Raw genomic sequence first — 13,365 nt, forward strand, 5'->3', positions numbered from 1 at the left:
CGTCCATGGCGTTGCCGTAGTTGGCGTCGGTGATCGGCTCGCGCTCGACCCGGACCTCCTCGTGGGAGACCGGCACGGTCTGCGTCACGTTCTCGCTGACGACGTACTTGCGCAGCCGCGCCCGGCCGGCCTCGACCCGCTGGGTGCCGACGGCGAGGTGCTCCTCGGAGCGGGTCATCGCGTTGTCGGTGGTCGGGCCGGAGGTGTCGTGGCCCACGGTGCCGCGGGTCTCGAGGTCGTCGCGGACGCCGTCACGGTCGCGGTCCATGCCCGCGGTGCCGGCCACGCCGGTGCCGGCGGTGGTCAGGTCCTGCTGGCCGCGGGTCTGGTCCATCGAGTAGGTGCCGGCGGTGCCGGTGTCCGTCGTCGTGGTCTGCGTGGTCTGCGTGCCCGAGCCGTAGCCGAGGCCGTAGTACCGGTACAGCTCCTGCTCCTCCTGCGGGGAGAGGTGGCCGTCGGTGTCGACCTTCGGCGCGTCCTTGACCTGGGCCTTGGTGACGCCCACGCGCAGGCCGTCGTTGGTCAGGTCGGCGTCACGCAGCGGGACGAAGGACTCCTTGGTGCCGAACAGACCGGTGCGCACCGTGGCCCACTCCGGCTGACCGGTCTCGTCGTCGAGGTAGACCTCGGAGGCGGACCCGATCTTCTCGCCCGACTGGTCGTAGACGTCCTGTCCGATCACACGGCTGATGGTGTCGGTGCCGATCATCGTCGTTTCGCGCTCCCATCTGAGCTCTGGTGTAACGGTCGACTCAATGGGTGACCGAGGTCGGCGGACCGAAACGACCGGATCGGATCTTCGTCCGCCCGTCACCGTCCGTCCTCGTTCCGGCAACCGGGCCCCTCCCCCCGGCGGGACGACGTCCGTGCAGGTCAGCGCGGTGTGTCGGAGGACGTCGCCGTACCGCTCGACGAGCGACGACTCGTAGCGGTACGTGACCGTCCGGTCGCCCGGGCGTGTCGCGCTCGTCCCGCCCGGCGCGTCTCCACGGCTGGCGCGCCGTCATCGGCTCTATTGGAGGCGTGCCGCCCCGCTCGCCCTACGACAACCTGGTGCACCCCCGCACGGTGAAGAAGCCGCCGCCGCAGGTGGCCGCCGAGCGCGACCTCGTCGTCGAGGACCCGTCGTCCGGCTTCGTCGGCGCCGTCGTGCGCTGCGAGAAGGACGTCGTCCACCTCGAGGACCGGTTCGGGAAGGTCCGCGCCTACCCCCTCGGCCCCGGCTTCTGGGTCGACGGCCGGCCGGTGGTGCTCGTGCGCCCGACGCCGAAGGGCCCCGCGACGCCGACCCGCAGCGCCTCGGGCTCGACCTACGTGGCCGGCGCCCGCGCCCGCGTCGCCCGCGAGGGCCGCATCTACGTCGAGGGCAAGCACGACGCCGAGCTGGTCGAGAAGGTCTGGGGCCACGACCTGCGCATCGAGGGCGTCGTCGTCGAGCCGCTGCACGGCGTCGACGACCTGCCGGCCATCGTCCGCGAGTTCCGCCCGGGCCAGGGCCGGCGGCTCGGCGTGCTGGTCGACCACCTGGTGCGCGGGTCGAAGGAGTCGCGGATCGCCGAGCAGGTGACCGGGCAGCACGCGCTCGTCGTCGGGCACCCGTTCATCGACATCTGGCAGGCCGTCAAGCCCTCCGTCGTCGGCATCCGCGCCTGGCCGGAGGTGCCGCGGGGCGAGGACTGGAAGACCGGCGTCTGCCGGCGGCTGGGCTGGGAGGACGACACCGGCTACGTGTGGGCCCAGCGCATCCTCGCCCGCGTGCGCACCTGGACCGACCTCGAGCCCGCGCTCATCGGCCGCGTCGAGGAGCTCATCGACTTCGTGACGGAGTGATCGCGACACCGTGATCCTCCGGATCACACCGCGGCCAGGTGCCCGGAAGGACCTCGGTGCCCCCCACACCTCGCACGCTCGGCGCGGGCCCCTGCACCGAGGCCGGTCGACGCGCTGAGCCCGGCCACGACGTCCCGGTCGGGAGCCTCCGGCCCCGCGTCCGGTCCGCCGTCCCCCGCAGGGGCGGCTCGGGTGTCGCTGCGCCCCCGCCACACGGCGACGGCCGCCGCCCCGGGAGGGGACGGCGGCCGTCGTGGTGGTGCTCCGGTCAGCTCGGCACGTAGTCGAACGTGTCCGGGTCCGGGCCGGTGCGCTCGCCGCGGTCGAGCCCGCTGATGGTGGCCATCTGGCCCTCGTCGAGCTCGAAGTCGAACAGCGCGAAGTTCTCCTCCACGCGCTTGCGGGTCACCGACTTCGGGAAGACGACGTCCCCGCGCTGCACGTGCCAGCGCAGCACGACCTGGGCCGGGGTGCGGCCCAGCGTCTCCGCGATCGCGGTGATCGCCGGGTCGTCGAGCACCTTGCCCTGCGCGATCGGAGACCAGGCCTCGGTGACGATCTCGTGGTCGGCGTCGAAGGCCCGCACCTCGTCGTTGGCCAGGTACGGGTGGACCTCGATCTGGTTCACCGCCGGGCGCACGTCGGTCTCGGAGAACAGCCGGCGCAGGTGGTGCGGGTTGAAGTTGGAGACGCCGATCGCGCGGCAGCGGCCGCCGGCGTAGATCTCCTCCATCGCCTTCCACGTCTCGACGTAGTCGACGTCGATGGTCGGCAGCGGCCAGTGGATGAGGAACAGGTCGAGCTGCTCCAGGCCGAGGTCGTTCATCGTCTGATCGAAGGCGCGCAGCGCGTCGTCGCGGCGGTGGAAGCCGTTGTTCAGCTTGCTCGTGACGAAGACCTCGGACGGGTCGATGCCCGACTCGCGGATCGCCTGCCCGACCTCCTTCTCGTTGCCGTACATCTCGGCGGTGTCGATGTGCCGGTAGCCGACCTCGAGCGCGGTGCGCACGGCCTCGACGGTGTTCTCCGGCTCGACCTGGTAGACGCCGAAGCCCAGCTGCGGGATCTCGACGCCGTTGTTCAGGCGGATGGTGGGCACGGTGGCCACGGGTGCTCCCTCTCGTCGTGGACGGTGGGCGGCGCGCCACTCCATGGCGCGCGCCTCTCCCGTCGGGGGCCGCTACCCGCCGACCGCGTCCTCAACCCGCGACGCGGGCTGCGTCACAGGCCCGGGGGCGCCGCGCCGGAGCAGCGGCGCACCGGCCAGCGCGATGAGCGCCGCCGAGGCGGCGGCCACCGCGGGCACGGCGAACGCGGCCTGCGCGCCCCAGGAGTCGACGGCGGCGCCGGCCAGCGCCGAGCCCGCGGTGACGCCGACGGTCAGCCCGGTGTTGGACCACGACAGCGCCTCGGTGAGCGCCGCGCGCGGCACCCGCGACTCGATCAGCGAGGCGCCCGACACCAGCACCGGGGCGACGGCGAGGCCGGCGAGGAACCCGGCGCCGATGAGCAGCGGCAGCGACGACACCGCCCACAGCCCCTGCGCGGCCACGCCGAAGAAGACGGCGGTGCCGAGGAACCGGGCGGCGAGCGTGCCGGGCAGCCGGGCGACGCCGTAGGCGAGACCCGCGACCAGGCTGCCGCCGGCGTACAGCGCCAGCGCGACGCCGGCCAGCGCGGGCATCCCGAGGGACTCGGCGTACCCCACGACGACGACGTCCATGGCGCCGAACACGGTGCCCACGCCCAGGTAGGCGGCGCAGACGAGCAGCACCGCGGGCCCGAGGGCGGCCAGGCGCCGCGACCCGCCGCCCTCGCCGGCCGGCGTGACGACCGGCTCGGTGGCGCGCTGGCGCGCCAGCCACAGCCCGCCCACCGTGCCCAGCACGATGCCGGTGGTGAAGCCGGCGGCGGGGGCCACCAGCGTGCCGAGCACTGTCACCAGCGGCGGGCCGACGACGAACACGACCTCGTCGACGACGGACTCGAAGGCGAACGCGGTCTGGCGGCGCTCGGCGTCCTCCAGGGCGGCCACCCACCGGGCGCGGACCAGCGCGCCGATGTTGGGGAGGCTGGCGCCGGTGAGCGCCGCGAGGCCGAACCAGGTCCAGCGCGGCGCGTCGCCGACGACGACGCCGACGAACGCCAGGCCGGTGAGCAGGTAGGCCGCCATCGCCACCTGCAGCACCCGGCCCTGGCCGCGGCGGTCCATGGCGCGCGCCCACTGCGGGCCGGCGACCGAGGCGGTCAGCGCCAGGGTGCCCGAGACGGCGCCGGCGAGGGCGTAGCTGCCGGACTCGCCCTCGACGAGCAGGACCGCGCCGAGGCCGAGCATCGGCAGCGGCAGGCGGGCGACCCAGCCGGCGAGGGAGAACCAGGCGGCTCCGGGGACGGTGAACAGGCGTCCGTAGGGACCGAGGAGGGTGCGGGGTGACACGGGCTTCTCGCGCTTCCTGGCCACAGGCGAGTGCGGGTCTGCCCGCCGGACTCTCGGGTGGCGACGCGACCGTAACAACGGACGGGGACTCCGTCGTCCCGGTTTCCTCGCGACCGAGCGTGTCGACGTCGTCACTCAGGGGCGTTGCGAGGACCCTCCGTGGCGTCCCGCACACCTCTCCCGAGGAGCCCCGTGGCCCCGACCGCCCAGCGCGCCACCCGCCCGCTGCCCCTGCGCCTGCTGCTCGTCCTGCTGCTGGCCCTCACCGCCCTGCTGTCCCCCGGCACCGCCCGGGCCTCCGGCGGCGACGACGGTGGCACCCAGGGCGCCGCGGCGGGCGGCGACTTCGCCGTCACCGTCAACGGCCGGACCACGAACCCCGGCGCGGGCAGCGAGTACCGCCTCCGCGACACGACGCCCACGAGCCCGGTCGCCGTCCGCGGCCGGCACGTCACCTTCACGATCGACCCGGCCACCCTCGGCGTGTACGACTACGCGCTCACCGGCGCCCCCGATCCGCAGCGCATGGTCACCGCCCCGACCGTCGTCTTCTCCTCGAAGGTGCCGGTGCTCACCGCCGCCCAGCTGCGCGGCGTGCGGATCGGTGAGCTGCGGCTGCGCGACGACGTCCTCGTCGTCACCTTCACGACCGCCTCCGGCGGCAAGCTCAAGGTGCAGGCGAAGGACGCCCCGCAGGGGGGCATCTTCCAGATGGAGCAGGAGTTCGGCGTCGCCGTCGAGTACGTGCACACCCTGGGCCCCGGCCTCTTCTACTTCGTCAACGAGTTCACCGGGAAGGTCAACCTCGGCAACGGCGTCGCCGGCGACGCCACGCACCAGATGCTGCTCGGCAAGGACAGCCCGCAGGTGGCCACCCGGCTGTCGCTGTCGGCGACGACGTCCCGCTGGTCGGTGGCCTCGGGCGGGCGCATGGGCGGCGTGCTCGGCGAGGACGCCGTCGAGCTGTCCGCCGGCGCGACGAACTGCACCAGCGACTGCCAGGCCCGCAACCGCATCCAGGGCTCGGTCCCCGTCCCGCCGGACCCGACCTCCCCCACCCCGATCGGCTGACCACCCCGCCGGCGTGCAACGTCGGTGCAGCACCCGCATCCGCGGGCGCGGCCGGGACTCCCCGGTGGCGTCCGCGGATGCGGCGTTCCGGGGCCCCGGTGCCGCGGGACCGGGGACGGCCGGGCCTCCCGCGGCTACATTCGCCAGCGTGAGTGCCACCCCGCTGCCCGACCCCCGGCCCCGTCGCGCCGACGCGGTCGAGGGCGGTGCGGCCCCGGGCACCGGGGGCCTGGTCGACCGGCACGGCCGCGTGGCCACCGACCTGCGGGTGTCGCTCACCGACCGCTGCAACCTGCGCTGCTCCTACTGCATGCCGCCCGAGGGCCTGCAGTGGCTGCCCAAGGTCGAGCAGCTCACCGACGACGAGGTCGTCCGGCTGGTGCGCATCGGCGTCGAGCAGCTCGGCATCCGCGAGGTCCGCTTCACCGGCGGCGAGCCGCTGCTGCGCCCGGGCCTGCCCGGCATCGTCGCGGCCGCGACCGCGCTCACCCCGCGTCCCGAGGTCAGCCTGACCACCAACGCGATCGGGCTGTCCCGCGTGGCCCCCGCGCTCGCCGAGGCCGGGCTGGACCGCATCAACGTCAGCCTCGACACCCTCGACCGCGAGCGCTTCAAGCGGCTCACCCACCGCGACCGGCTCGACGACGTGCTGGCGGGCCTGCGGGCCGCGCACGACGCCGGGCTCACGCCGGTGAAGGTCAACGCCGTCCTGCTGCGGGGCGTCAACGAGGAGGACGCCGTCCCGCTGCTGGACTACTGCCTGGAGCACGGCTACCAGCTGCGGTTCATCGAGCAGATGCCGCTCGACGCCCACCACGCGTGGACCCGCGGCGAGATGGTCACCGCCGAGGACATCCTGGAACGGCTGTCGGCGGCGCACGTGCTCACGCCCGACACCGAGGAGCGCGGCTCGGCCCCGGCCGAGCGGTGGCTGGTCGACGGCGGCCCCGCCACGGTCGGCGTCATCGCGTCGGTCACCCGCTCGTTCTGCGGCACCTGCGACCGCACCCGGCTCACCGCCGACGGCCAGATCCGCAACTGCCTGTTCGCCCGCGACGAGTCCGACCTGCGGACGGCGATGCGCGAGGGCGCCACCGACGCCGAGCTGGCCGACCGGTGGCGGATCGCCACGCTGGCCAAGCTCCCCGGCCACGGCATCGACGACCCGAGCTTCCTGCAGCCGAGCCGGCCGATGTCGGCCATCGGGGGATGACCCGGTGGCGGTGACCGTCCGCTACTTCGCCGGCGCCCGCGCGGCCGCCGGCGTCGACACCGAGACCTGTGAGGCCACCACGCTCGAGGAGCTGGTCGGCCGGATCGTCGAGTCCCACGGCGAGCGTCTCGAGCGGGTGCTCACCGCCTGCTCGTTCCTGGTCGACGGAACCCAGACGCGGGACCGCGCGTTGGCACTCGGACCCGGGGCAGTCGTCGACGTGCTGCCCCCCTTCGCCGGAGGATGACCGCCCCCTCGTGAGCTCGCCTCACCATACGAGCCGTCCCCGTCCGCTCCGCTCCGCCGAGGTCACCCCATGACCGAGTGGCTGCTCGTCCTCGTCGGCGTCCTGCTGGTCGCCGCCTGCGCGGCGTTCGTGGCCTTCGAGTTCGCCCTGGTGACCGTCGACCGGCCCACCGTCGAGCGCGCGGCCGCCGGTGGCGACCGCCGGTCCGGCGGCGTGCTCACGGCGCTGCGGACCCTCTCCACCCAGCTGTCGGGCGCCCAGCTCGGCATCACCGTCACCAACCTGGCGATCGGTTTCGTCGCCGAGCCCTCGATCGCCGAGCTGCTGCGCGGGCCGCTGGAGTCGGCCGGGCTGTCCGGCGCGGCCGCCCGGTCGGTGTCGATCACGCTCGCGCTGGTGCTCGCCACCGTGCTGACCATGGTGTTCGGCGAGCTGGTGCCCAAGAACGTGGCGATCAGCGAGCCGCTGCGCACCGCCCGCGCGGTCGCCGGCTTCCAGCGCGGCTTCACCCGGGCCACCGCCCTGGTCATCCGCTTCCTCAACGGCTGGGCCAACGCGCTGCTGCGCCGGCTGTTCGGCGTCGAGCCGCAGGAGGAGCTGGCCTCCGCCCGCTCGCCGGAGGAGCTGACCTCGCTGGTCCGCCGCTCGGGCCGGCAGGGGACGCTGCCCACGGAGACCGCCACGCTGCTCGAGCGCGGGCTGGCCTTCGGTGAGCTGCGCGCCAGCGACGCCGCCACGCCGCGCACCCGCATGACGACCGTGCCCGCCGGCGCGCCCGTCGACGAGGTGCTCACCGCGGCCCGCGACTCGGGCCACTCGCGCTTCCCCGTCGTCTCCGGCGCCGGCATCGACGACGTCGTCGGCATGGTCCACGTGAAACACGCCCTCGCCGTCCCGCGCGACCGGCGCGCCGCCACTGCGGTGTCGGCGGTGATGCTGCCGGCGCTGTTCGTGCCCACCTCGCGCCGCCTGGACGACCTGCTCGGTGACCTGCGCCGCGGCGGCCTGCAGATGGCCGTCGTCGTCGACGAGTACGGCGGCACCGACGGCGTGGTGACCGTCGAGGACCTCGTGGAGGAGCTGGTCGGCGACCTCGTCGACGAGTACGACGAGGAGGGCGGCGACGACGTCGTCGACCGCGGCGACGGCACCTGGTCGGTGTCGGGCCTGCTGCGCCCCGACGAGGTGGCCGCCGCGACCGGCCTGGCGGTGCCGTCGGACCGCCACTGGGAGACCCTCGGCGGGCTCGTGCTGCACGTGCTCGGCCGGATCCCCGAGGTCGGCGACCGCATCGAGGCCCGCCCGACCCTGCCGCCGGAGCTCGCCGCCGAGGCCGAGGGCCTGCCCGCCGGGGTGTGGGTGCAGGTCGAGCGGGTCGACGGCACCCGGGTGGAGCGCGCCGTCGTCGGCGGCGTGCCCGCCACCACCGGCGACGACGAGGAGGACGACCGTGGGTGACTGGCTCGGCGTCCTGGTCGCCGTCGTCCTGCTGCTGGCCAACGCCTTCTTCGTCGGCGCGGAGTTCGCGCTGATCTCCGCGCGCCGCTCGTCGATCGAGCCGCTGGCCGAGGCGGGGTCGCGCCGCGCCCGCACGACGCTCGCGGCGATGGAGCGCGTCTCGCTGATGATGGCCGGCGCGCAGCTGGGCATCACCGTCTGCTCGCTGGGCCTCGGCGCCATCGGCGAGCCCGCCGTGGCGCACCTGCTGGAGCCGGTCTTCGCGGCGCTGTCGGTGCCCGAGGCGCTCGTGCACCCGATCTCGTTCGTCATCGCGCTGACCGTCGTCGTGGCGCTGCACGTGGTGATCGGCGAGATGGTGCCGAAGAACCTGGCGCTGGCCGGCCCCGACCGCGCCGCGCTGGCGCTCGCTCCCCCGCTGCGCGCCGTCGTCACCGTGCTCAAGCCGGTCATCGTGTCGCTCAACGCGCTGGCCAACGGCGTCCTGCGGCTGCTGCGCGTGCAGCCCAAGGACGAGGTGACCAGCGCGTTCACCCGCGACGAGGTGGCCGGGCTGCTCGACGAGTCCCGCGCCGGCGGCCTGCTCGACGAGCGCGGGCACGAGCTGCTCACCGGCGCGCTGCAGCTGGAGGACCGCGACACCCGCTCGGTGCTCATCCCCCGCGCGGCGCTCACCACGGTGGCGCCCGGCGACGGGACCGACGCCGTCGAGCGGGCGGCCGCGGCCACCGGCTTCTCCCGGTTCCCCGTGGCCGACGGCGACCGGCTGCTCGGCTACGTGCACGTGAAGGACGTGCTGGTGGCCGACGGCGCGCCGGAGCCGCGGGTCCGCGACATCACCCGGCCGCTGCCGCGGGTGGCCGCCGCCGACGACCTGCGGCGCACGCTGGGCGTGATGCAGGCCGGACGGGCACAGTTCGCGGCGGTGACCGACGGCGGCCGGGTGGTCGGCGTCGTGGCCCTGGAGGACATCCTCGAGGAGCTGGTCGGCGAGATCCGGGATGCTGCACACAGGGGTACGGAGAGGACGGGAACGCGATGAGCTTCGTGGACAAGGCCAAGGCGAAGGCCGAGGAGCTGCTGGGCCGGGCCGAGGAGGTCTACGGCGAGTCGCACGGCGACGCCGCCGCGCAGGTGGCCGGTGAGGCGCACCGCCTGGAGGCCGAGGTGGAGCTCGAGGAGGAGCGCGCCGAGGAGGCCGCCCACGGGCACGGCACCCCGCGCCCGACGGACGAGGACGGCCGCACCGTCGGCTGAGTCCGCTCAGCCGCCGGGCCGGTGTCTCACCGGCCCGCGGCCGGCCGCCTCAGGGGCAGGCCACCCACTCCTCGTCGCCGTCGGTGAAGACCTGGCGCTTCCAGATGGGCAGCCGCTTCTTCACCTCGTCGACGAGCTCGGCGCACGCGGTGAACGCCTCGCCGCGGTGGGCGGAGCTGACCGCGCAGGCCAGGGCGACGTCGCCGATGCCGAGCAGGCCGACGCGGTGGGAGACGGCGACCGCGCGCACGCCGGGCCGGGCGGCGAACTCCTCGGCCAGCTCGGTGATGACCTGCTCCGCGGTCGGGTGGCCGACGTACTCGAGCTCGGTCACCGAGCGGCCGCCGTCGGTGTCGCGGACGACGCCGGAGAAGGAGACGACGGCACCCGCGCCCGCGTCGGCGACGGCCTGCTCGTGCTCGGCGACGGACAGCGGCTCGTCGACGACTCTGGCGACCAGGTGCCCGGCTGTCACGGGCCCGAAGCTACCCCGTCGCCGGACCCGGCCGGGGGCACGTCGAGGTCGACCGGGTCGGCCAGGCCGGTGCAGTCGACCTCCGTGACGTCGTGCGCGGCGAGGTACCGGCGGGCGCCCTCGTCGCCGGCCGCCGTCGCCGCCACCCCGGCCCAGTGGTCCCGGCCGAGGAGCACCGGGTGCCCGCGGACGCCGTCGTAGGTGGCGACGGCGAGCGCGCCGGGGGAGGCGTGCGCGGCGACCGCCCGCAGCGCCTCCGGCGTCATGCCCGGCATGTCCACGAGCGTGACGAGGGCGGCGTCGACCCACCCCGGCCAGCCGCGCAGGCCGTCGAGGCCGGTGCGCAGGCTGGAGGCCATGCCGGTCTCCCAGTCGCGGTTGGCCAGCACCGTGGCGCCGGTGAGGTCCGCGGACCGCCACACGTCGACCGCGCGGGCGCCGAGGACGACCAGCACCGGGTCGCAGGCCGCGCGCGCCGTCCGCACCGCCCGCTCGACCAGCAGGCTGCCGTCGTACTCGACCAGCGCCTTCGGCATCCCGTAGCGGCGGCCCCCGCCCGCGGCGAGGACCAGCCCGGCGACCGTGCTCATGCCCCTCCCCTCCCCTGCTCCGCATGATCAGCCGGCCTGGTCGTGTCGCGTCCTGGCTCACGTCCCACGGTGAGCCAGGACGCGTCCCGGTGATCCCGCCTGATCATGCGCCGCCCCCTCAGCGGGCGTAGACGGCGACCTCGGAGGCCTTGACCACCGCCCACACCGGCGAGCCCGGCGCGAGGCCGAGCTCGGCGAACGCGGTGGCGGTGACGTCGGCGAGCAGCGGCACCTCGCCGTCGAGCTCGCAGCGCACCGTGGAGCCGTGCGGCGTCGCGCCGGCCACGGTGGCGGGCCAGGCGTTGCGCGGGCTGCCCTCGGGCCGCGCGGGGTAGAGCGCCACCGACTCCGGGCGGACGGCGACCAGCACCGGCCCGCTCGCGGGCTCGGCCACGGTGACCGCTCCCCCGCCGTCCAGGCGCACCGTCGTCCCCTCCGCCGTGCCGGGCAGCAGCGACAGCCCGACCAGCCGGGCCACGTAGTCGGTGCGCGGGTGCCGGGCGACGTCGGCGGGCGGGCCGGCCTGCACCACGGCGCCGTCCTCGACGACGAGCACGCGGTCGGCCAGCGCCATCGCGTCGACCGGGTCGTGGGTGACCAGCACGGTGCTGCCGGCGAAGTCGGCGAGGTGGCGCCGCAGCTCGGCGCGGACGGCCAGGCGGGTGCGGGCGTCCAGCGCCGACAGCGGCTCGTCGAGCAGCAGCAGCGCGGGGTCGCCGACCAGCGCCCGGGCCAGCGCCGCCCGCTGCGCCTGCCCGCCGGAGAGCTGCCCGGGCCGCCGCGGCCCGTGCTCGGCCAGCCCCACCCGCGCCAGCCACGCGGCCGCGGCGGCGCGCGCCTCCCGCCTCGGCACGCCGCGCGTCCGCGGGCCGAAGGCGACGTTCTCCAGCACCGACAGGTGGGGGAACAGCAGGTGGTCCTGGAACACCATCCCGAGCGGCCGGCGGTGGGCGGGCAGGTGCGCGCGGGCGGCGACGTCGTCCCACGGGGTGCCGTCGACGGCGACCCGGCCGCCGTCGGGCGCGAGCAGCCCGGCGAGCACGCGCAGCAGCGTGGACTTGCCCGCGCCGTTCGGGCCGAGGACGGCGAGCACCTCGCCGTCGGCCACCTCCAGGGCGACGTCGACGGTCAGCGGCCCCCGGCGGACGACGACGTGCGCGTCCACGCTCACGCGGCGGCGCCCCGGCCGAGCCAGCGGTCGCGCAGCAGCAGCAGGGTGGCGACCGAGACGACGAGCAGGACGAGGGAGAGCACGATCGCCGCCTGCGGGTCGCGCTGCAGGGCCAGGTAGACGGCGAGCGGCATCGTCTGCGTGGTGCCGGGGAAGTTGCCGGCGAAGGTGATCGTGGCGCCGAACTCCCCGAGCGCGCGGGCCCAGCACAGCACCGCGCCCGCGGCGACGCCCGGCGCCACCAGCGGCAGGGTGACGCGGCGGAAGGTCGTCCAGCGGTCGGCGCCGAGGGTGGCGGCGGCGTCCTCGTAGCGGACGTCGGCGGCCCGCAGCGCGCCCTCGACGCTGATGACGAGGAACGGCATGGCCACGAACGTCTCGGCGATGACCACCGCCGTCGTGGTGAACGGGATGGTGATGCCGAAGGCGTCGTCGAGCCAGCTGCCGACGATCCCCTGCCGGCCGAGCACGAGGAACAGCGCGACGCCGCCGACCACCGGCGGCAGCACCAGGGGCACGGTGACCAGCGCGCGCAGCACCGACCGCCCGCGTGCCCGGGAGCGGGCGAGCACCCAGGCCAGGGGCACGCCGAGGACGACGGAGACGAGCGTGGCGAGCGTCGCCGAGACCAGCGACAGCCGCAGCGCCTGCCCGACGCCGGGCGCGGTGAGCAGGGCGCCGAGCTGCGACCAGGGCGTGCGGACCAGCAGCCCGGCCAGCGGCAGCACCAGGAAGGCGACGGCGAGGGCCGCCGGGACCAGCAGCGGCGCCGGGGTGCGGGCGCGCCTCACGGTGCCCGGAAGCCGGCGTCCTGCAGGGCCTGCTGCCCCTCGTCGGAGAGCACCAGGTCGACGAAGGCGCGGGCGGCGTCGGGGTTGGGCGCGTCGGCCAGCGTGCAGAGCGGGTAGTCGTTGACGGCGTCCTCGGCCTCGGGGACGGAGATGCCCTCGACGGCGTCGCCGGCGGCCACGACGTCGGTGGCGTAGACGAGCGCGGCGTCGACCTCGCCGAGCTCGACCTTGGTCAGCGCGGCCCGGACGTCCTCCTCCTGCGTGTCCGGGCGCGGGGTGACGCCGGCCGCGGCGAAGACGTCCTCGGCGGCGGCGCCGCAGGGCACGTCCGGCGCGCAGACGGCGAGGGCGAGCTCCTCGCGGGCGAAGTCGGCGAGGCCGGTGACGCCGGCGGGGTTGCCGGCGGGCACGGCGATCTGCAGGACGTTGGCGGTGAAGACGGTGGGGTCGCCGTCGGCCAGGCCCGCGTCGGTCACGACCGACATCTGGGCGCCGTTGGCGGAGGCGAAGACGTCGGCCGGGGCGCCCTGGGTGAGCTGGGTGGCCAGCGCCGAGCTGCCGGCGAAGTTGAACTGCACGGTCAGCCCGTCGTTCTCCGCCTCCAGCTGATCGCCGAGGGTGGTGAAGACGTCGGTGAGCGAGGCGGCGGCGAAGACGGTGAGCGTGCCGGTGGGCCCGCCGTTCCCGCCGGTCGGCGTCGTGGCGGCCGCGCCGTCGTCGCCGCCTCCGCAGGCCGACGCCGCCAGGGCCACCGCCGTCAGTCCCGCGAGGACGCGTCCGCTCCGCATGCGCGGGACCCTAGCCCCTGCCGGTCCGCTGGTGCGG

The 13,365-nt window shown here is 75.5% G+C and carries 15 protein-coding genes and 1 pseudogene; 7 read left to right on the top strand and 9 right to left on the bottom strand.

The window, feature by feature from the left end; translation table 11 throughout:
- Positions 1 to 709: PRC and DUF2382 domain-containing protein (locus tag BUE37_RS22245; protein ID WP_139253103.1), on the bottom strand; the 709-nt coding region annotated here is incomplete at its 3' end.
- A 248-nt stretch (positions 710 to 957) separates the two neighbouring features.
- Here BUE37_RS22245 and BUE37_RS22250 point away from each other — a divergent pair.
- Positions 958 to 1,830: a DUF3097 domain-containing protein gene (locus tag BUE37_RS22250; protein WP_245794882.1), complete on the top strand. Its 873-nt coding sequence runs from the start codon at positions 958 to 960 to the stop codon at positions 1,828 to 1,830.
- A 268-nt stretch (positions 1,831 to 2,098) separates the two neighbouring features.
- Here the strand turns inward: BUE37_RS22250 and BUE37_RS22255 are convergent, their stop codons facing one another.
- Entirely contained in the window at positions 2,099 to 2,938 is an 840-nt protein-coding gene (locus BUE37_RS22255; protein ID WP_175562968.1) for an aldo/keto reductase, read from the bottom strand.
- A gap of 72 nt (positions 2,939 to 3,010) precedes the next feature.
- Positions 3,011 to 4,267, bottom strand: a complete 1,257-nt coding sequence (locus BUE37_RS22260; RefSeq protein ID WP_073422654.1) for an MFS transporter — start codon at positions 4,265 to 4,267, stop codon at positions 3,011 to 3,013.
- Between the two features lie 192 nt (positions 4,268 to 4,459).
- Here BUE37_RS22260 and BUE37_RS22265 point away from each other — a divergent pair, with 192 nt between their 5' ends.
- The 6 genes from BUE37_RS22265 to BUE37_RS22290 all read left to right on the top strand — a co-directional run bounded on the left by BUE37_RS22265 (position 4,460) and on the right by BUE37_RS22290 (position 9,513).
- Positions 4,460 to 5,338: a hypothetical protein gene (locus BUE37_RS22265; RefSeq protein WP_073422655.1), complete on the top strand. Its 879-nt coding sequence runs from the start codon at positions 4,460 to 4,462 to the stop codon at positions 5,336 to 5,338.
- Between the two features lie 148 nt (positions 5,339 to 5,486).
- Positions 5,487 to 6,551, top strand: coding sequence for a GTP 3',8-cyclase MoaA (gene moaA, locus BUE37_RS22270; protein WP_083629024.1), 1,065 nt, complete (start codon positions 5,487 to 5,489; stop codon positions 6,549 to 6,551).
- 4 nt (positions 6,552 to 6,555) lie between these two features.
- A complete protein-coding gene (locus BUE37_RS22275; protein WP_073422656.1) occupies positions 6,556 to 6,798 on the top strand; it encodes a MoaD/ThiS family protein in 243 nt (80 codons plus the stop codon).
- A gap of 69 nt (positions 6,799 to 6,867) precedes the next feature.
- Positions 6,868 to 8,256, top strand: coding sequence for a hemolysin family protein (locus BUE37_RS22280; RefSeq protein ID WP_073422657.1), 1,389 nt, complete (start codon positions 6,868 to 6,870; stop codon positions 8,254 to 8,256).
- Complete coding sequence (locus tag BUE37_RS22285) at positions 8,249 to 9,298, top strand: hemolysin family protein (RefSeq protein WP_073422658.1); 1,050 nt, start codon at positions 8,249 to 8,251, stop codon at positions 9,296 to 9,298. Before BUE37_RS22280 ends, BUE37_RS22285 begins: the two co-directional genes overlap by 8 nt.
- Positions 9,295 to 9,513, top strand: coding sequence for a hypothetical protein (locus tag BUE37_RS22290; RefSeq protein ID WP_073422659.1), 219 nt, complete (start codon positions 9,295 to 9,297; stop codon positions 9,511 to 9,513). Before BUE37_RS22285 ends, BUE37_RS22290 begins: the two co-directional genes overlap by 4 nt.
- A gap of 49 nt (positions 9,514 to 9,562) precedes the next feature.
- Here BUE37_RS22290 and BUE37_RS22295 read toward each other — a convergent pair whose 3' ends face one another.
- From BUE37_RS22295 to modA, 6 genes and pseudogenes are all read right to left on the bottom strand, one after another.
- Positions 9,563 to 9,988: a molybdenum cofactor biosynthesis protein MoaE gene (locus BUE37_RS22295; RefSeq protein ID WP_245794883.1), complete on the bottom strand. Its 426-nt coding sequence runs from the start codon at positions 9,986 to 9,988 to the stop codon at positions 9,563 to 9,565.
- Positions 9,985 to 10,578 (bottom strand): nucleotidyltransferase family protein, encoded by a 594-nt coding sequence (locus BUE37_RS22300; RefSeq protein WP_073422660.1) that lies wholly within the window; start codon positions 10,576 to 10,578, stop codon positions 9,985 to 9,987. Before BUE37_RS22300 ends, BUE37_RS22295 begins: the two co-directional genes overlap by 4 nt.
- A 118-nt stretch (positions 10,579 to 10,696) precedes the next feature.
- Complete coding sequence (locus tag BUE37_RS25030) at positions 10,697 to 11,152, bottom strand: TOBE domain-containing protein (protein WP_425432429.1); 456 nt, start codon at positions 11,150 to 11,152, stop codon at positions 10,697 to 10,699.
- Positions 11,153 to 11,272: 120 nt separating this feature from the next.
- Positions 11,273 to 11,716, bottom strand: a pseudogene (locus tag BUE37_RS25035) (ATP-binding cassette domain-containing protein); the annotation flags it as partial.
- A gap of 29 nt (positions 11,717 to 11,745) precedes the next feature.
- Complete coding sequence (locus BUE37_RS22310; RefSeq protein WP_073422662.1) at positions 11,746 to 12,540, bottom strand: ABC transporter permease; 795 nt, start codon at positions 12,538 to 12,540, stop codon at positions 11,746 to 11,748.
- Positions 12,537 to 13,328 carry a molybdate ABC transporter substrate-binding protein gene (gene modA, locus BUE37_RS22315; RefSeq protein WP_073422663.1) on the bottom strand — a complete coding sequence of 264 codons (792 nt, stop codon included), beginning with the start codon at positions 13,326 to 13,328 and terminating at the stop codon, positions 12,537 to 12,539. The genes BUE37_RS22310 and modA overlap by 4 nt, the downstream gene beginning before the upstream one ends.
- Between the last annotated feature and the right edge of the window lie 37 nt (positions 13,329 to 13,365).

This window comes from Geodermatophilus nigrescens (assembly GCF_900129495.1).
GTDB lineage: Bacteria > Actinomycetota > Actinomycetes > Mycobacteriales > Geodermatophilaceae > Geodermatophilus > Geodermatophilus nigrescens.

Coding starts and splice junctions, on each gene's coding strand:
- BUE37_RS22280 (WP_073422657.1), top strand. CDS start 6,868: ATGACCGAGTGGCTGCTCGTCCTCGTCGGCGTCCTGCTGGTCGCCGCC.
- BUE37_RS22290 (WP_073422659.1), top strand. CDS start 9,295: ATGAGCTTCGTGGACAAGGCCAAGGCGAAGGCCGAGGAGCTGCTGGGC.
- BUE37_RS22300 (WP_073422660.1), bottom strand. CDS start 10,578: ATGAGCACGGTCGCCGGGCTGGTCCTCGCCGCGGGCGGGGGCCGCCGC.
- BUE37_RS25030 (WP_425432429.1), bottom strand. CDS start 11,152: ATGGCGCTGGCCGACCGCGTGCTCGTCGTCGAGGACGGCGCCGTGGTG.
- modA (WP_073422663.1), bottom strand. CDS start 13,328: ATGCGGAGCGGACGCGTCCTCGCGGGACTGACGGCGGTGGCCCTGGCG.